The organism is Nesterenkonia sp. CL21, assembly GCF_031705515.1.
In the GTDB taxonomy this organism is placed as follows: domain Bacteria; phylum Actinomycetota; class Actinomycetes; order Actinomycetales; family Micrococcaceae; genus Nesterenkonia; species Nesterenkonia aethiopica.
This window is the reverse complement of the sequence record NZ_JAUTWR010000010.1, coordinates 110,693-128,617: the sequence shown is the minus strand read 5'-3', so window position 1 is coordinate 128,617 and position 17,925 is coordinate 110,693. Positions and strand designations below refer to the sequence as shown.

General features: G+C 69.4%; 14 protein-coding genes. 2 read left to right on the top strand and 12 right to left on the bottom strand.

The genetic code is table 11. The features are described 5' to 3' along the window. Positions 1 to 56 precede the first annotated feature (56 nt). The gene (locus Q7C18_RS13835; RefSeq protein ID WP_311025867.1) at positions 57 to 2,168 is read right to left on the bottom strand and encodes a PhoX family phosphatase; all 2,112 of its coding nucleotides are present in this window, start codon (positions 2,166 to 2,168) and stop codon (positions 57 to 59) included. A gap of 228 nt (positions 2,169 to 2,396) precedes the next feature. Between Q7C18_RS13835 and Q7C18_RS13830 the strand changes: the two genes are divergently transcribed. Both Q7C18_RS13830 and Q7C18_RS13825 read left to right on the top strand, forming a co-directional pair. Then, the gene (locus Q7C18_RS13830; RefSeq protein WP_237089930.1) at positions 2,397 to 2,861 is read left to right on the top strand and encodes a Fur family transcriptional regulator; all 465 of its coding nucleotides are present in this window, start codon (positions 2,397 to 2,399) and stop codon (positions 2,859 to 2,861) included. A gap of 91 nt (positions 2,862 to 2,952) precedes the next feature. Beyond that, complete coding sequence (locus Q7C18_RS13825) at positions 2,953 to 4,449, top strand: catalase (protein WP_311025866.1); 1,497 nt, start codon at positions 2,953 to 2,955, stop codon at positions 4,447 to 4,449. 179 nt (positions 4,450 to 4,628) lie between these two features. On the opposite strand, the gene Q7C18_RS13820 is transcribed toward Q7C18_RS13825, so the two are convergent. The 11 genes from Q7C18_RS13820 to purH all read right to left on the bottom strand — a co-directional run bounded on the left by Q7C18_RS13820 (position 4,629) and on the right by purH (position 17,923). Beyond that, the gene (locus Q7C18_RS13820; protein WP_311025865.1) at positions 4,629 to 4,961 is read right to left on the bottom strand and encodes a hypothetical protein; all 333 of its coding nucleotides are present in this window, start codon (positions 4,959 to 4,961) and stop codon (positions 4,629 to 4,631) included. Between the two features lie 547 nt (positions 4,962 to 5,508). Continuing rightward, positions 5,509 to 5,712, bottom strand: a complete 204-nt coding sequence (locus tag Q7C18_RS13815; RefSeq protein ID WP_070159649.1) for a hypothetical protein — start codon at positions 5,710 to 5,712, stop codon at positions 5,509 to 5,511. A 306-nt stretch (positions 5,713 to 6,018) separates the two neighbouring features. Next, positions 6,019 to 6,933: a hypothetical protein gene (locus tag Q7C18_RS13810; protein WP_070159651.1), complete on the bottom strand. Its 915-nt coding sequence runs from the start codon at positions 6,931 to 6,933 to the stop codon at positions 6,019 to 6,021. Between the two features lie 63 nt (positions 6,934 to 6,996). Continuing rightward, positions 6,997 to 7,833, bottom strand: coding sequence for a hypothetical protein (locus tag Q7C18_RS13805; RefSeq protein ID WP_070159653.1), 837 nt, complete (start codon positions 7,831 to 7,833; stop codon positions 6,997 to 6,999). 124 nt (positions 7,834 to 7,957) lie between these two features. Continuing rightward, positions 7,958 to 9,649, bottom strand: a complete 1,692-nt coding sequence (locus Q7C18_RS13800) for an alpha-amylase family protein (RefSeq protein ID WP_311025864.1) — start codon at positions 9,647 to 9,649, stop codon at positions 7,958 to 7,960. Positions 9,650 to 9,684: 35 nt separating this feature from the next. Then, positions 9,685 to 10,674, bottom strand: a complete 990-nt coding sequence (locus Q7C18_RS13795; RefSeq protein WP_070159657.1) for a TIGR03885 family FMN-dependent LLM class oxidoreductase — start codon at positions 10,672 to 10,674, stop codon at positions 9,685 to 9,687. Positions 10,675 to 10,750: 76 nt separating this feature from the next. After that, positions 10,751 to 11,272, bottom strand: coding sequence for a gamma carbonic anhydrase family protein (locus tag Q7C18_RS13790; protein WP_070159659.1), 522 nt, complete (start codon positions 11,270 to 11,272; stop codon positions 10,751 to 10,753). 51 nt (positions 11,273 to 11,323) lie between these two features. Next, positions 11,324 to 12,241: an NAD(P)-dependent oxidoreductase gene (locus tag Q7C18_RS13785; protein WP_139827585.1), complete on the bottom strand. Its 918-nt coding sequence runs from the start codon at positions 12,239 to 12,241 to the stop codon at positions 11,324 to 11,326. Positions 12,242 to 12,424: 183 nt separating this feature from the next. Then, positions 12,425 to 14,647 (bottom strand): NADP-dependent isocitrate dehydrogenase, encoded by a 2,223-nt coding sequence (locus Q7C18_RS13780; RefSeq protein ID WP_311025862.1) that lies wholly within the window; start codon positions 14,645 to 14,647, stop codon positions 12,425 to 12,427. Between the two features lie 166 nt (positions 14,648 to 14,813). Beyond that, positions 14,814 to 16,154, bottom strand: coding sequence for a magnesium transporter (gene mgtE / locus Q7C18_RS13775; RefSeq protein ID WP_311025861.1), 1,341 nt, complete (start codon positions 16,152 to 16,154; stop codon positions 14,814 to 14,816). A 104-nt stretch (positions 16,155 to 16,258) separates the two neighbouring features. Continuing rightward, complete coding sequence (gene purH, locus Q7C18_RS13770) at positions 16,259 to 17,923, bottom strand: bifunctional phosphoribosylaminoimidazolecarboxamide formyltransferase/IMP cyclohydrolase (protein ID WP_070159690.1); 1,665 nt, start codon at positions 17,921 to 17,923, stop codon at positions 16,259 to 16,261. Between the last annotated feature and the right edge of the window lie 2 nt (positions 17,924 to 17,925).

Sequence of the window (17,925 nt, the reverse complement as noted above, 5' to 3'; positions counted from 1 at the left end):
CCGTCGGACTCCGCGACCAGTCTAGCGGCGGGGCCCGACGCATCCCTCCCGGCGCCTCAGCCCGTGGCGAGGCCGTGCTTCAGCTCCTCCCCGGCGTGGACGTCGCCGATGAGCCGGCGCTGTCGGGCGTCGGCCGTTCCCTCCTTCGGCCTGCCGGGGAGCACCTGCACCACGGCGGGGCGCGGCACGGCGGCCAGCCCCGGCCCGTCCTCGCCCACATAGTCCGGGAACGCCGACCGCTGGTCGCCCCAGACGCCGTCCTCGCCGGGGTGCTGGACGGCCACGAAGACGCTGCGCTGCTCATCGTGGATCACCGGCCCGCAGGTCTCGGCGTCGGCGGGCACGGACAGGAACTGCTCCACCTTGCCGCGGGCCTCCCCATCCAGGTGGACCTTGAACAGCCCGTCGCAGAGACCGATCCCGCTGGGGGCGCCGTCGGTGGAGATCCATAGGTTCCCCTGGGAGTCGAAGGCGACGTTGTCCGGACAGGAGATCGGAGAGACCTGCTCCGCCGGGAACCCGCTGAAGTAGGTGGAGTCATCCCGGGAGGGGTCTCCGCAGACCAGCAGCAGCGTCCAGTCGAACACCGTGGAGGTCTGACCGCCGCGTTCGGTGATCTCCACGACGTGCCCGTCGCGATTCGCCGTCCGCGGGTTCGCCTCGTCGGCGCCGGCGGCGCCGTCCGGCCCGCGCTGAGAGTTGTTGGTGCAGGCCATGTAGACCTTGCCGGTGTGCGGGTTGGGCTCCACATCCTCGGGGCGGTCCATCGCCGTGGCCCCCGCGGCGTCGGCGGCCAGCCGCGTATGGACCAGCACCTCCTCGGCGGTGAAGCCCGGCACCTGAGGCTCGCCGTCCACCAGCAGCGGGAGCCACTCACCGGTGCCGTCGAAGGCGCCGTCGGAGGGCAGCGCCCCAGTCCCGTCGATCTCGGCCGCCGGGGAGTTCCCGGTGAACTTCGCGACGTACAGATCGCCTTCCGTCAGCAGGGTCTTGTTGTGCGCCCGGTCCCCCTCGACGTAGGTCCCGCGCGAAACGAACTTGTACAGGTAGTCGAAGCGCTCGTCATCACCGGCGTAGGCCACCGCATGGCCGGACTCCGAGAGGATGACGGTGGCGCCTTCATGCTTGAACCGGCCCAGGCTGGTGTGCTTCACGGGGGTGGACTCCGGGTCCCAGGGGTCGACCTCCACGATCCAGCCGAAACGGTTCTTCTCGTTCTCATACCCCGGGTTCCGGGTGTCGAATCGGGGCTCGTCCTGCTCCCAGCCGCGGACCGTGGGCTCGGCGTCGATGCCATACCGACGGTCCGCCTCGGAGGTCCCCTCGGAGACGAAGTACCCGTGGAAGTTCTCCTCCCCGGAGAGGAACGTGCCCCAGGGGGTGAGACCGCCGGCGCAGTTGTTCAGCGTGCCGCGGACCCTCCGGCCCTCGGGGTCGTCGGCGGTGACCAGCAGCTCCGAGCCGGCGGCCGGACCGGTGAGCTCAAACTCGGTGTCCAGCAGGAAGCGGCGGTTGCGCACGCCGTCGACGTCGACCTGCCAGGCATGGTTCCGATTCTTCCGCGTCACCTCGACGACGGTCAGCCCGTGGGCGGCCATGCCCACGGACCGGCGGGTGGCCTCGTCGGTGCCCTCGGGGAACATGATGTCTTCGTTGGTGTACTCGTGGTTGGCGAACAGCACCGCCCGACGCCCCTTCGATCCGGGGACCTCCACGATCTCGAGGTAGTCGTTGTTGTACCCGAACTGCTTCGCCTGCGCCTCGGCGGTCTGGTGTCCAGCGTCGAACTCCGGGGCGTCGGCGAAGACCTTGTCGCCCCAGCGGATGACGGGCTCCCAGGTGTAGCCCTCCGGCACGATCAGCCCGTCGACGTCGCGGTGGACGGGGCTGATCGGACGGAACGTCAGCCGGGATCCTGTGCTCGCGGACGCCGGTACCGCCTGCGGCCCGGCGGCCGCCCCCACCGCGATGGCCAGCGCGCCCGCGGCGGAGGCGCCGAGCAGCTGGCGTCGGGTCAGGGCCGCCGAGGCGACCTCCCGGAAGGTCTCATTGCCGGAGGTGTTGCAGACCTCTCCAGCGCAGGCGTTGGCGCACTTCAGCGCGCAGGTGACGGCGCTGCGCTTGCCGCGGACATGACCGAGCATGGGGAGCAGCTCTCGGACGGGCATCGTGATGGATCCTCTCACTGACGACGGGGCAGAACGCCCTCACGATGCCAGGGGCGGGAAGAGGTGACGCAGACGAGGCATGAACGCCAGTTGAAATCCACCTGACCTGCGAAGAAGTAGCCCTGCGGTCGACTCGACAGCCTTTGGAGGGTGAACGGCGCCAACCCTGCCGAACTTACGGCTCCCCAGTAATTGTGAATCACTCAGATCTAGGGCAGACTGGTGTTCGTGACCCTGACGACCGACTGGCCCTCCCAGCTGCGCGACCGCGGACTGCGCGTCACCCGCCAGCGCCTGGCCGTGCTCGACGCCGTCGCCGATGAGCCGCACCGCCCGGCGGAGGCCATCCACGCCAAGGTCACCGAGCATCTCCCGGAGATCACCGTGCAGTCGGTGTACACCGTGCTGCACGACCTCACCGCCCACGACCTGCTGCGCCGCTTCGATCCGCCGGGCTCGCCCGCCTGCTACGAGACGCGCACCCATGACAATCACCACCACGCCATCTGCACGGTGTGCGGGCGGATCGAGGACGTCGAATGCGTCCCCGGTGAGGCCCCATGCCTGCAGCCGCCTCCCGGTCTCGGCATGACCGTGGAGGTCGCCGACGTCGTGTTCCGCGGCATCTGCGACGAGTGCGCCGCCCGTCAGAGCGCGCCCGCCTCCCCCGCCGAGAGCTCAGCCGCCCGCTGAGCCTGCTGTCCGCCGTCGTGGCCCACGGCGCGCGGCCGACCAGACCTGCCTCACCCGAGAAACACCCAAGGAAGAGAGAAAGGGAACAGTGATGACCACTGGCAACACCCCGAACGCCACCGGGTCGACGACCCAGGCCGGCATCCCCGCGGTGAGCGACCGCCACTCGCTCAGCGTCGGCGCAGACGGTCCCCTGCTGCTGCATGACCACCACCTGGTCGAGACCCTGGCGCACTTCAACCGGATGAACGTCCCCGAGCGTCGTCCGCACGCCAAGGGCGCCGGTGCCTTCGGCACCTTCGAGGTCACCGAGGACGTCTCGAAGTACACCAAGGCCGACGTCTTCCAGCCGGGCCGCACCACGGAGACCCTGCTGCGCTTCTCGACGGTGGCCGGTGAGATCGGCTCGCCCGACACCTGGCGCGACGTGCGCGGCTTCGCGCTGAAGTTCTACACGGAGGAGGGGAACCTGGACATCGTCGGGAACAACACTCCGGTGTTCTTCCTGCGCGACCCCATGAAGTTCCCGCACTTCATCCGCTCCCAGAAGCGCCTGCCGGACTCCGGCCTGCGCGACGCCCACATGCAGTGGGACTTCTGGACCCAGAACCCCGAGTCCGCCCACCAGGTCACCTACCTCATGGGTGACCGCGGCCTGCCGGCCTCCTGGCGCCGGATGAACGGCTACGGCTCCCACACCTACGCCTGGGTCAACGCCGAGGGCGAGCGCTTCTGGGTGAAGTACCACTTCATCAACGACGCCGGCTTCGACACCATGTCCGGCGAGGAGGCCGAGCGCCTGGCCGGCGCCGACGCCGAGTACCACCGCCGCGACCTGTTCGACGCGATCAAGGACGGCGACTACCCGACCTGGACCCTCTACGTGCAGGTCATGCCGTACGAGGACGCCAAGACCTACAAGATCAACCCGTTCGACCTGACCAAGACCTGGCCGAAGGCGGACTACCCGCGCATCCCGGTGGGCAAGCTGACCCTGAACCGGAACCCGGAGAACTTCTTCGCCCAGATCGAGCAGGCGGCGTTCTCCCCGGCCAACATGGTCCCCGGCACCGGCAACTCACCGGACAAGATGCTGCTGGGCCGGAACTTCGCCTACGCGGACGCCCAGCGCTACCGCATCGGCACCAACTTCCAGCAGCTGCCGGTCAACCGCCCGAAGAACCCCGTCCACACCTACAACTTCGAGGGCAACATGTGGTTCGACCACAGCGGCGACAAGCCGGTGTACGCCCCGAACACCGTGGAGGGCTCGACCTGGTCCGACGAGCAGGGACCCGTGGAGAACGGCTGGGAGGCCGACGGCGAGCTGGTCCGCTCCGCCTACACGCTGCGTGAGCAGGACGACGACTTCACCCAGCCGGGGATCCTGGTCCGGGAGGTCTTCGACGACGCCGCCCGCGATCGCCTCGTGGAGACCGTCTCCGGCGCACTGGACGGCGTCCGTGAGCCGGTGCTCTCCAACGCCTTCCAGTACTGGAAGAACGTCGACGCCGAGATCGGCCAGCGCATCCAGGACACCGTGTCCGGTGCCGCTCAGCCGCTCCAGGACGCCGTCACCACCAACTGATCCGGCGGCCGTCCTCGGCTGAGTCCTGACGTCGCTGAGACCTGGCGTCTCAGCGGCGGATGGACGCAGGTGGACACAGAAGGAGGCCCCCGCCCGGCAGCTCGCCGGTGCGGGGGCCTCCTTGTCTGTGCGGACGGAGCGTCACAGTGCCTGCGACGCCCTGGACGCGTCGGAGAGGGTCAGCCGTCCAGGCCGTCCTCCTCCTCAGCACCCTCGTCCTCCAGGCCGCCCTCGAGCTCCTCGTCGGCGGCGTCGTCCTCAGCGGCACCGTCCTCCTCGAGGCCGGCGTCACCCTCGGCGGGGTCCTCCTCAGCCGGGTCCTCCTCCGGGAGGCCCTCGTCAGCCGGGTCCTCCTCGGGAGCACCCTCCTCGGGAGCGCCCTCCTCCTCGACCGGTGCGTCCTCCGGGGCCTCGCCCTCGGTGTCGCATGCGGTCACGCCGAAAAGCGCCAGCGAGCCGACGCCGACGGCGGCGGCCAGGGAACGAAGCTTGTTCGCGTCGGTTGCAGCCATGGTGTGCACCTCCGTGGTCATGCATCGTGTGTGATGCTCCGCGGACTCTCCGCGTCTGTCTTCCAGGCCTTCCGAGCCTGGCGCCTCGGCCGCTGACCGCGACGCCGTCCGGATGGCTTGTCCCCATCATCACCACACGGAGAGGGGCTCGGAAAAGCTCAGCACGGGCAGATCGGGAAACTCTCGGGAACCTCTTACGGAGCATCGAGGAAGTGCCCACCTTGGCAATCCTCCCTGGTCAGACCCTGGGTACAGGCCGATACGGGGTAGGGAGCCTCCCGAAGACCACCCTCAGGAGGCCCGCCGAAAAGGCCCTGGAGAGCCCCGGGGTGTGCGCTGGACGTGCGCAGCGACGCGCCGGGGTGACCACGGGCACGCCCTCCGGACACAGAACGGCCCCGGCGGTATGCACCGCCGGGGCCGCACTGGATCGGTGGGCTCGGTCCACCATGGGCCGAGCCGCACCGACCATCGTCGTACTGGAGAAGCTCTCCCGCCGGGACCGTGCCCTGCAGGAGACGACCTCAACCGGACGTCGGAGAAGGGATCAGCCCTCCTCTTCCTCCTCGGCCGGGTCCTCAGCCGGGTCCTCGGCCGGGTCCTCCTCCATACCCTCTTCCTCTTCGACCGCCGGGTCCTCTTCGCCGGTGTCCCCGTTGGTGTCACAGGCTGTGACGCCGAACAGTGCCAGGGATCCGACTCCGATGGCGGCAGCCAGGGAGCGAAGCTTGTTGTCGTCGGTGGTAACCATAGGATCAGTACCTCCGTCCAGGTGCATTCTCGATGCATCGCGGGCTTTCCGCTGGTCACCTGATCTGACCGTTCTGCGGCAGTCGCCTGCCTTCGACCAGATGACTCGTGACCATTCTCACCATAGAAGTTCCCTGAAAGAAAGCTCTGCAAAAGCTTTCTCCCGAATCTATGAGGACGCTCCCATGAATCGTCCAGGTTGTCGCCCGGATCACGCTGAATCTGGACGGAACCTGAACGTCCACTCGGCGGTCGGTTCACTCGAGCAACAGCTCCGCTGAACCGGGGCGCCGGGTCGACGCACCGATCAGCTGAGGATGTCCTCCATATCGTCGACGGTCAGGATGTCCTCGTCAGCGGGTCGCTCCGGCTCGGCAGCCTCGTCCCAGTCGCTGAACCGGACGTCGAAGACGTCGCCGTCATTGTCCGCGTAGACCGACAGCAGCACCGGGTCATCCCCGGCCCGGACCACGATCTCCCGGCGGTCATCGGTGTAGATCCACACGTCCTCGCCGTCGCGGGTGTCCGCCTCCGCCTCGAGCTCGCCGAATCCTCCGGCCTCCTCGAGGCTGCCGCGGAAGTCGGCCATCCACTCGTCCACCGTGAAGCCCTCGGGGAAGATCTGCGAGTAGTCCACCCACTTGCCCTCGAACTCACCGGCCAGCTCGTCCTCGTCGATCTCACCCGGGAACTGTCGCGCCACGGCGGCCAGCTCGTCCTCGCCGCGCAGATAGGTGCCGTCGTCGAAGGAGATGTACTCGGCCGAGGCGCCGCCTGCCTCCTCCCGCAGGGTCAGCGCCGAGCCGTCCATCTGCCCCGAGTAGTGCTGGACGATGGTGTCCGCACCCTCTTCGGCGTCGATGTCCGCCTCGACCTCCTCGGCGCCGGCGGGCACCTCGGCGTCGAGCACCACGGACTCGGCCTCCTCCATGGCACGCCACAGGTCGGCTTCGATCTCCTCGATGGCCGGAGCGTCTCCCGCCTCAGCCTCCGTCTCGTCCTCGGGCTCCTCGTCGGCCCCGTCCTCGGCGATCTCGTCCGGCTCGTCGCCCTGGTCCTCGGCGCCGTCCGGATCCACATCCTCCTGACCGGCGTCCTGCTCGCCGGCGTCCTCCTCGGCCTCGCCGGCCCCACAGCCGGTGAGGGCCAGCAGGGCGATCCCCACGATCCCCAGCGTCCTCACCGTGGTCGGGACCGCAGCGGTCTCCATCTCCTCAGTCACGTCGTGCCTCCTTCAGGCGGTGCATGATTCTTCCGTTCCGCCGCGCGTCGCCGCGCGACCCCATCACTGGTCCGAGACGTCCTCCTCGGTGGGCCACCCCTGATGGTCGGCGATGGCGTCGAAGATGTCGTCCAGGGTGATGACGTTCTCAGGCTCCTCGGGAATGTCCGCGGAGTTCCAGTCGGTGAAGGTGTACGTGCTGTCCTCATCCCGCAGCTCCAGGAGGTGCGGCTGTCCGTCCGCGGCCACCACGTACTCGGTCTCGCCGTCCTGCTGCGCGTAGACGTAGACCTCCTGCCCGTCTCGGGTCTCCCGGACTCCCGAGATCGCGTCCGTGTCCTCCTCGCGCAGCTCGCGCTGCCAGATGCCCAGGAAGTCCTCGGCGGAGAAGATGGAGGCCGAGCCGTCGGCGGAGAACTCCACCCACTGGTCGGCGACCAGGTCCTCGATGAACTCCGGCTCCACCGCGGCGGCGACGTCGTCGTCCAGGTTGCCGTACAGCAGGGCGCCGAAGTCCTCCCCGCGGAAGTACTCGACACCACCGACCGCACGCTGGGTGAAGGTGTTGCCCTCCCCGGCCGCGTAGCTCATCTCCGAATCCGTCCCGTCCAGGGCACCCGTGATGGTGATGTCGCCGACCGCGTCCTCGTCGATCTGCTCGAACAGCTCGTCCAGATCGGCCTCCCCGGCTTCGACCTGCCCCTCGATGGTGACGGTCTCGGCGGCGAGCATCGTCTCCCACATCTCGTCCTGGATCTCGCCGAGGCTGGGGACTTCGGCCTCAGCGACGGTGCCGTCGTCGGAGTCCTCGGGGGCGTCGTCCGCGAAGGGGTTCGACGCGCAGGAGGTGAGCAGCAGGGTCCCGGCGATCGCCAGGGACGTCACGGCGGTGGGCTTCATCGTCAGGTGCCTCTCAGCAACGGATCACAGGGTGCTGTCGGACCACCGACGCCTCGCGGCAGAGTGGTCCGAAGCGTGACTATACCCACGGAACCTGGTCCGTGCCTCCACATGACCTGGGGCCTCAGACGAGCCGCGGGTCCTCCTGCCTCCTGACACGCAGCCAGCGGTGCCCATAGCCCTCCAGGTCGATCTCGGAGCGACGGCCGGCATCCAGCCGGCAGGCCCCGGGCTGCAGCAGATCCACCAGCTCCGTGCCCTCCGACAGGTCCTCGAGCTCGAAGCCGACGACCACCGGCTCCGGGCTCAGATTGTGCAGCAGGACCATGGAGGAGCCCCGCCAGACCATCCGGTGGGCCAGCACCTGCTGGTGCGGCTGCTCGATGATCTCCATCGTGCCCCAGCCCAGCTCCGGTGACTCCCGGTAGCGCTGGCAGAGCCGCGTGATGTGCTGCAGCAGCGAGCCGGCGTCCCGGCGGGCATCGGCCGCATTGACATGCTCCGGGCCATAGGGGCCCTCCACCACCGGCCGCGGCAGCCGGCTGGGACGAGCCGCGGAGAAGCCGCCGTTCTTCTCTGCGGACCACTGCATAGGGGTGCGCACCGCGGCCCGCCCCTCCAGGGAGAGCTCCTCCCCCATGCCGATCTCCTCACCGTAGAACAGCACCGGAGTGCCGGGCAGGGCGAACAGCAGCGAGTACGCCATCTTCAGGCGCCGGGGGTCTCCGTCCACCATGGGCGGGAGTCTCCTGCGCAGTCCGCGGCCGAAGAGCTGCATCTCCTCCGCAGGGCCGAACGCGGCGAAGATCTCCTCCCGCTCGTCCGTGTCGAGCAGGTCGAGGGTGAGCTCGTCATGGTTGCGCAGGAAGGTCGCATACTGGCAGGTCTCCGGAAGGCCGGTGGGGCGGCTGCGCAGCGCCTCCGCGATCGGCCGGGCGTCCTGCCGCGCCATGGCCAGGAACACCTTCTGGTTGGTGAGGAAGTCGAACTGCATGGTCAGCTGGTCGCCGCCGTCGCCGCCGAAGAACTCCACCTGTTCCTCATGCGGGAGGTTGACCTCACCGAGCATGATGCCCGCGCCGTTGCCGGAGGAGCGTCGTTGCAGGAAGCCGCGCAGAGCCCGCAGATAGTCATGCGGCTCGTCGAAGGCATGGTGCTGCTGCAGGTCGATGGTGTTCTCGTTCAGCGCGAAGGGCACGGCGTCCACCCGAAAGCCGTCGACGCCCATCTGCAGCCAGAACCCCATGGTCCGCTCGATCGCCTCCCGCACCTGCGGATTGGCGGTGTTCAGATCCGGCTGATGACGGAAGAAGTGATGCAGGTAGTGCTCGCCGGTCTTCTCATCACGGGTCCAGATCCCGTCCTCCACATCGGGGAACATGGTCTGATCGGAGGTGTCCGGAGGGGTGTCCGCGCGCCATACGTAGAAGTCCCGGTACGGGCTGTCCTTCGAGGACCGGGCCCGTCGGAACCACGGGTGCCGGTCCGAGGTGTGGTTGATGACCAGGTCGATGATCACCCGGATGCCGCGGTCATGGGTCACCCGGATGAACTCGACGACGTCGCCGTGGTCGCCGTAGCGCGGATCCACCCCGTACATGTCCTGCACGTCGTAGCCGTCATCGCGCCGCGGAGACGGGTAGAAGGGCATGAGCCACAGACAGGTCACCCCCAGCTCGGCCAGGTAGTCCACCCGCTGAGTGAGCCCGGCGAAGTCCCCGACGCCGTCTCCGTCCGCGTCCAGAAAGGTCTCCACATCCAGGCAGTAGACCACGGCGTTCTTGTACCAGAGGTCGGCGGTGTCGGCGATACGCATGTTGGGGTCCTCCTTCGGCAGCGGCCGGTGCTGGCTCAGCCGGACCGGAGCCCGGGGAGCACGTGCTCTCCGGCGGTGTCGAGCCAGGGGCGCTGATCCTGGCCCACGTGGTGCAGGTACAGGGTGTCGAAGCCGGCCTCCACGTCCTCGACCAGGTGTTCCAGGTGCCACTGCGGGGACTCCGAGATACGCACCGCCTCCCGGACCCTCGCCAGCGGAACATCCTCGGCGACGGCGTCGAAATGCTCCGGGGAGGGCAGGTCCTGATCCACCGGGGGCCCGAAGACGTTGGTCCGCCATTGGTCATGGGCCAGAGCCTCCGCCTCGGCTCTGGTCTCCGCCCAGCTGAGGTGGACCTGCAGCATCGCCGGGCCGACGCCGCCGGCCTCCCGATAGGCCTGCAGCACGTCCCGTTCGGCGTGGTCGGGCTGGTTCAGCGTGATCACGCCCTCCGCCCACTCGGCGGCCCGCTGCGCAGACTCCACCGTGATGCAGGCCGCGTAGAGCGGCACGGGGTCGGTGGGCAGGTCGTAGAGGACGGCGTCGTCCACGCGGACCAGGCCGTCGTGGCTGACCCGCTCCCCCCGATGCAGACGACGGATGATGTCGGCGCATTCGGCCAGTCGGCGCCGTCGGGTCTCCCGGTCAGGCCAGGGGTCCCCGGTGATATGTTCGTTCATCGCCTGGCCGGCGCCCAGGGCCGCCCAGACCCGGCCGGGGAACATCTCCGCCAAGGTGGCGTAGGCCTGCGCGACGACGGCCGGATGATGGCGCTGTCCGGGTGCCGTGACCGCGCCCAGGGAGAAGCTGGTGGTGGCCAGCGCCGCCCCCAGCCACGCCAGCGTGAAGCCTGAATGCCCCTGTCGGGTGGACCAGGGCATGAAGTGGTCCGAGCTCATGGCCGCGTCGAACCCCACCTGCTCGGCCAGCTGCACGTCGCGCAGCAGCTGGGACGGAGGGATCTGCTCCTGCGAGGCGTGGAACCCCACGCGCGGGTGAGGCAGGCCAGCGATCTCCTCTGCCATGCGCCCTCCTGGTCACCTGTCACGACTCGGTGCGCAGTCTGCCACGAGCCGCGGCATGCGCGCACGGCCCGGCGGCTCAGGCCGGTTCGGCGTGGATGTGGGCGTCCTTCAGCTCCAGGTAGGTCTGAGCGTTCTCCCTCAGCCCGGCGACCTCATCCTCGGTGAGCTCGCGCCGCACCTTCGCGGGCACGCCGGCCACCAAGGACCGGGGCGGAATGACGGTGCCCTCCAGCACCAGGGCGCCCGCCGCCACAAGGCTCTGTTCGCCCACCATGGAGCCGTTGAGCAGGGTCGCTCCCATGCCGATGAGACTGTCGGCCCCGACCGTCGCCCCGTGCACGACGGCGCCGTGGCCGACGGAGACGCCTGCCCCCAGCGTGCAGGGGTACCCCTCGTCCGCGTGGAGCACCACATTGTCCTGCAGGTTCGTCCCGGCGCCGACGGTGATGCGTGCCGAGTCGCCCCGAGCCGAGACGCCGTAGAACGCCGAGGAGTCCGGCTCCAGGACGACGTCGCCGGTGATCGCGGCGGTGGGTGCCAGGAACACCCCGGCACCGATGCTGGGGGTCTTGCCTCTGACGGTCAGGATGTGTGCCATGCTCCGGTCCTCCTTGATCGGATCCTGCGGTCCAGCGGGGCCTCTCCCCGCTCAGTACCCGGCGGTGGTGTCGACGACGCCGACCGGCGGCTCGCCGTCGCGCAGGCGACGGTGGTTCTCCAGCACGCGGTCCCGCAGCAGCGGAACCACCATGGCCTTGGTGTCCGCGGTGTGCGGCGTGATCAGACAGGTCTCCAGCTCCCACAGCGGGTGGCCGTCAGGCAGCGGTTCCGGCTCCGTGACGTCTAGCCCGGCTCCTCGCAGCCGTCCGGCACGCAGCGCGTCCACCAGGGCGTCATGGTCGATCAGTCGACCGCGCCCCACGTTGGCGACCACCGCGCCGTCGGCCAGCAGACCGAGCTGGCGGGCCCCGATCATGTTCTCCGTGTCCGGGGTGACGGCGGCGGCGAGGGCCAGGACGTCAGCACCGTCGAGCACCTCGTCCAACTGGTCCTGGGAGACGGTCCGATCCGCGCCCTGCAGCGGCTCCTGGGTGCGCCGGACCACCGTGACATGCGTGTCGAAGGCCTTGTAGAGGCGCACCATCTCCGCAGCCACGCCTCCGGCCCCGACCACGACGCAGCGCAGTCCGTTCAGCGAGATCCCGCCCTCGGTGCCCCAGCTGGTGGCCCGGGCCCGGACCTTGAGTCCGCGCAGGGCCGCCAGGGTCAGCAGCAGCCCGTGCTCGCCGACGGGCTTGGCGTAGGAGCCCTTGGCGGAGGTCCAGAGCCGGTCCGGGAACCGACGCAGGATCTCGCCGTACTTCTCGATGCCGGCGCTGGGCAGCTGGATCCAGGAGATCTGCGGGTTGGCCTCGAGGACCTCCGCCAGGTTGAAGCTGCGGAACATGCCGGTGACCACCACCGCCGTCGGCTGCTCGTCCGCGCCGACGATCTCGGCTCCCTGGGCCTGGAGGCCGGCGACGAGCTCCGGCTCGCCGTCGGGCATGAGGTGGATGCGTGAGGTCACGAGGTCTCCGTCCGCGTCTCGAACTTGTCGGCCCCCGATCATGCCTGAGCATGTCCGGGCGCGTCTGGGGTGGTCCGGCTCACCATCCTACGAGGTCAAGGCCACCGACGTCGGAACACGTGACGGGCCCGGGCTCCCTGTTCAGGGAGCCCGGGCCCGTCATGTCTCAGCCGAGGGCGGCGGTCAGCCCTTCAGGCCGTCCACGATCGTGTTGAGCGTGGCCGAGGGGCGCATGGCCGCAGCCGCCTTGGCGTCGTCGGGCCGGTAGTAGCCGTCCAGCTCCACGGACTGGCCCTGCACGCCGTTGAGCTCCGCGAGGATGGTCTCCTCCTGGGAGACCAGCTGCTCGGCCACGGGACCGAAGATCTCCGCCAGCTCGGCGTCCTCGGTCTGGGCGGCCAGCTCCTGGGCCCAGTACTGGGCCAGATAGAAGTGCGAGCCGCGGTTGTCGATCGTGCCCAGCTTCCGGCCCGGGGAGCGGTTCTCCATCAGGAACGTCGCGGTGGCGCGGTCCAGCGCGGAGGCCAGCACCTTCGCCTTGGGGGCATCGGCCTGCTCGGCGTACTTCTCCAGCGAGGGCACCAGCGCGAAGAACTCTCCCAGGGAGTCCCACCGCAGGTAGTCCTCCTGGACCAGCTGCTGGACGTGCTTCGGAGCGGATCCGCCGGCCCCGGTCTCGAACAGGCCGCCGCCGGCCATCAGCGGCACGATGGAGAGCATCTTCGCCGAGGTTCCCAGCTCCAGGATCGGGAAGAGGTCGGTCAGGTAGTCGCGCAGCACGTTGCCGGTCACCGAGATGGTGTCCTCGCCGCGGCGGATGCGCTCCATGGAGAGCTTCGTGGCCTCCACAGGGTTGAGGATCCGGATGTCCAGGCCCTCGGTGTCGTGGTCGCCCAGGTAGGCCTCCACCTTCGCGATGAGGTTGGCGTCGTGGGCACGCTCCGCGTCCAGCCAGAAGACGGCGGGCGCGCCGGACTCGCGGGCCCGGGTCACGGCCAGCTTGACCCAGTCCTGGATCGGGGCGTCCTTGGTCTGGCAGGCGCGCCAGACGTCTCCGGCGGCCACCTGGTGCTCCATGAGCACCGAACCGGCGGCGTCGAGCACCTGCACGGTGCCCGGCTGGGAGATCTCGAAGGTCTTGTCGTGGGAGCCGTACTCCTCGGCCTTCTGCGCCATCAGGCCGACGTTGGGCACCGTGCCCATCGTGGCCGGGTCCAGAGTCCCATGGGCGCGGCAGTCCTCGATGACGGCCTGGTAGACACCCGCGTAGGAGGAGTCCGGGATGACGGCGAGAGTGTCGTCCTCCTCGTTGGAGGGGCCCCACATGTGGCCGCCGTTGCGGATCATCGCCGGCATGGAGGCGTCGACGATCACGTCGGAGGGTACGTGGAGGTTCGTGATGCCGCGGTCAGAGTCGACCATGGCCAGCCGCGGTCCCTCAGAGAGGCCCTTCTCGATCTCGGCCTTGACACCCTCCGCGACGTCGGCGTCGAGGTCCTCCACGCCGGAGAGGATCGAGGCCAGCCCGTCGTTGGCCGACAGGCCCGCCTGGGCGAGCTGCTCCCCGTACTGGGCGAACAGCTGCGGGAAGTAGGCCTTGACGATGTGGCCGAAGATGATCGGGTCGGAGACCTTCATCATGGTGGCCTTCAGGTGCGCGGAGAAGAGCACGTCCTCCTCCTTGGCGCGTGCCACCTGAGCGGCCAGGAACTCGTCCAGGGCGGCGGCGCGCATCACGGTGGCGTCCACGACCTCCCCGGCCTGCACCGGCAGAGCGTCCTTCAGCACCACGGTCTCGCCGGAGTCGGTGACCAGCTGGATCGTCAGCGTGTCCTCGGAAGCCAGGACCACCGACTGCTCATTGGAGGCGAAGTCGTCGGCACCCATGGTGGCCACGTCGGTCTTCGACTCCGACGTCCACTCGCCCATCCGATGCGGGTTGGCACGCACGTAGGCCTTCACCGACTCCGGGGCGCGGCGGTCCGAGTTGCCCTCACGCAGCACCGGGTTCACCGCGGAGCCCTTGACCCGGTCGTACCGGGCGCGGATGTCCTTCTCCTCCTCGGTGGAGGGGGCCTCCGGGTAGTCGGGCAGGGCGTAGCCCTGGGACTGCAGCTCGGCGATCGCGGCCTTCAGCTGCGGCACCGAGGCGGAGATGTTGGGCAGCTTGATGATGTTCGCCTCGGGGGTCTTGGCCAGCTCGCCCAGCTCGGCCAGGGCGTCCGCCTCACGCTGCTCCTCGGTCAGGTGATCGGGGAACTGGGAGATGATGCGACCGGCCAGCGAGATGTCTCGGGTCTCCACCTCCACGCCTGCGGTCGAGGCGAAGGCCTCCACGATCGGTTTGAACGAGTAGGTCGCCAGCATCGGCGCTTCGTCGGTGTGGGTGTAGATGATCTTGGCCATCGGCGCGTGATCTCCCTCGAGGTCTGGGTTCAGGGAACAGGCTGGAGCGTCGCCCCGGCCTGTTTTCGGTCAGTCGACGATCCAAATCTACCGGAGTGCGGGCTTGAGCCCGTGCTCCGTTTCGTCGCCTGCGGCGACGCGCTCATCTCCCGGGTCATGTCCCGGGTCATATCCCGAGCACGGCGCGGGCGATGAGGAAGTAGACGATCAGTCCGGTCGCGTCCACGAAGGTGGAGATGAACGGATTGGCGAACACGGCGGGATCCGCACCCAGCTTCTTGCCCAGGATCGGCATGAGTCCGCCGGCCGAGGCCGCCAGGGTGCAGATGGCCAGCAGCGTGAGCCCGATCACCGCCCCCACATGCCATTCCCACCGCCAGCTGACCAGTAGGAACCCGAGGACCCCCAACACGGAGCCCAGCGTGAGGCCGACCCTGACCTCCCGCCAGAACACCTTGAACACGTCCCGGGTGGTGACATCGCCCAGCGCCATGGCGCGCGTGACGGTGGTGGCCGCCTGATTGCCGGTGTTGCCTCCGGTGCCGATCAGCAGCGGGACGAACAGCGCCAGCACGACGACGGCCTCCAGCGTCTCCTCGAAGACGTCGAGGACCTGCACCGTCAGCGTGGCCCCGATCGCCAGGACCAGCAGCCATACGATGCGCGAGCGCATGATCGTCAGCACCGGTGTCGACAGGTACGGCCGGTGCAGCGGCTCGGCACCGCCGTGACGGGCGGCGTCCTCCGACTCGGCGCGCTCGAGGATGTCCAGGGCGTCATCGACGGTGAAGATCCCCACGACCCGGTGCTCGGAGTCGGTGACCGGCATCGCCAGGTGCTTGCGGTCCGCACACAGACGGGCCGCGTCCTCGGCGTCATGGTCCGCATCCACCGAGTCCGCCTCCGTGGTCAGGGAGGAGATGCTCACGTCAGCGTCAGCGGCGACCAGGTCCCGCAGCGAGACGACCCCCTTCAGCAGCCGCTGCCGGTCCACCACCGGCAACGTGTAGAGGGTCTCCGCCTCATCCCCGGCCCGGCGGATCTTCTCCATCGCCTGCCCCACCGACCAGTGCTCCGGGATCGCCACGAATTCGGGGCTCATCTGGCGACCGATCGTGCCGGAGGGGTAGCCCAGCACGATGTTGGTCAGGCTCCGCTCGCGCGGGTCCAGATGCCGCATCATCTTGCGCGCCACCGAGGCCGGCATCTCGTCCATCAGACGCACACGGTCGTCGGGGTCGAGTGAGTCGAAGTACAGCGCGACGTCGACGTCCTTCAGGCCCTCGATGATCTCGTGCTGCAGCGCCTGGTCGAGCAGGTCGAAGACCTCCACCGCCCGGTCCTTGGGGAGCAGGCGGAAGGCCACGGCCCGGTCCTGCACGCCGAGGCGCTCCAGGAAGTCGACGATCTCGCCGACCGGAAGGTCGTCCAGCGCCTCGCGCAGATCTCGCAGCCGCTCATGGCGGACCAGGTCTGCGAGCTCATCCAGTCTCTCTGACACTGACATCACCCCTTCCGAGGGTGTTGGCACCGATGAGTGGTCATCGCCGGCGGGATCCGCCGGCCGGTGCCGAGCGGGCCCGCACGCTGAGGGGCTCGCGGCCCCTCAGGTCAGTGGAAGAAATGTCGCGCGCCGGTGAGGTACATCGTCAGGCCCGCCTCTTCGGCGGCGTCGACGACCTCCTGGTCCCGCTGCGAGCCGCCCGGCTGCACGACGGCGCGCACCCCGGCGGCGATCAGGCTCTGCAGCCCGTCCGCGAACGGGAAGAACGCATCCGAGGCGGCCACCGAGCCGCGGGCGCGGTCCACGCCGTCACCTGCGAGCGTGTTGGCCCGCTGCACCGCCAGACGGCACGAGTCCAGGCGGTTGACCTGGCCCATCCCGATGCCGACCGTCGCGCCCTCACGGGCTAGCAGGATCGCATTGGACTTCACCGAGCGCACCGCGCGCCAGGCGAACTCGAGGTCTGCCAGCGTGGCCTCGTCGGCGGCCTCCCCGGAGACCAGCTTCCAGGAGTCGACGACGTCGCCCTCGGCGTCCAGGGCATCCGAGGCCTGCAGGAGCATCCCCCCGGAGATCTGCTTGTACTCCACCCGGTCCCGCCGGTGGCCCTCCGGCAGCCGCAGCAGCCGGATGTTCTTCTTCCGGGTGAGGATCTCCAGAGCCTCCGGCTCGAAGTCCGGGGCGACGACGACCTCGGTGAAGATCTCGGCGACCGTGCCGGCCATCTCGGCGGTGATCGTGCGGTTGGCGGCGATGACCCCGCCGAAGGCCGAGAGCGGGTCGCAGGCGTGGGCCCGACGATGCGCCTCGGCGACCGTCTCCCCCACCGCGACGCCGCACGGGTTGGCGTGCTTGATGATGGCCACCGCCGGGCCCGCGAAGTCGTAGGCGGTGCGGACGGCCGCGTCCGCGTCGACGTAGTTGTTGTAGCTCATGGCCTTGCCGTGGAGCGTCTCCGCCTGGGCCAGGCCAGGGGCGGCGTGCGTCTCCGTGTACAGGGCCGCCGGCTGGTGCGAGTTCTCCCCATAGCGCAGCCCGGTGATCCGCTGGAGGGCCAGCCCGGCGTAGGGCGGGAACTGCAGCGCCTTGTCCTTCCGGGGCAGAGGGGGCGCCGGCACCGAGGCGGCGTCGAAGTCGTCGTCGTACTGCTGGGAGGTCCAGCGGGCCACCGCGGTGTCGTAGGCGGCGGTGTGGGCGAAGGCCAGGGCCGCCAGCCGCTGGCGGGTGGCCAGGGTGAAGCCGCCCTGCTCGGCGGCGGTGATGACCTCCCCGTAGCGCAGCGGATCCACGACGACGGCGACCGAGGCGTGGTTCTTCGCCGCGGCGCGCACCATGGAGGGCCCGCCGATGTCGATCTTCTCGACGATCTCATCCTCCGACGCGCCGGAGGCCACGGTCTCCGCGAACGGATAGAGGTTGACCACCACCAGGTCGAAGGGCCGGATCTCCAGCTCGTCGAGCTGCGCCCGGTGGTCCTCGCGCCGCCGGTCGGCCAGGATGCCTGCATGGACGCGGGGGTGCAGCGTCTTGACCCGGCCGTCCAGACACTCGGCGAAGCCGGTGACCTCGGAGACCTCGGTGACCGGCACGCCGGCGTCGGCGATGCGCTGGGCGGTGGAGCCGGTGGAGACCAGCTCGACGCCGGCCGCGTGCAGCCCCTGGGCGAGCTCCGTCAGCCCCGTCTTGTCGAAGACGGAGACCAGGGCGCGGCGGATGGGCTGCCGATCCGTGGCGGAGGAGTTCTCCTCAGGGCTGGGACTGGTGTTCTGCACGT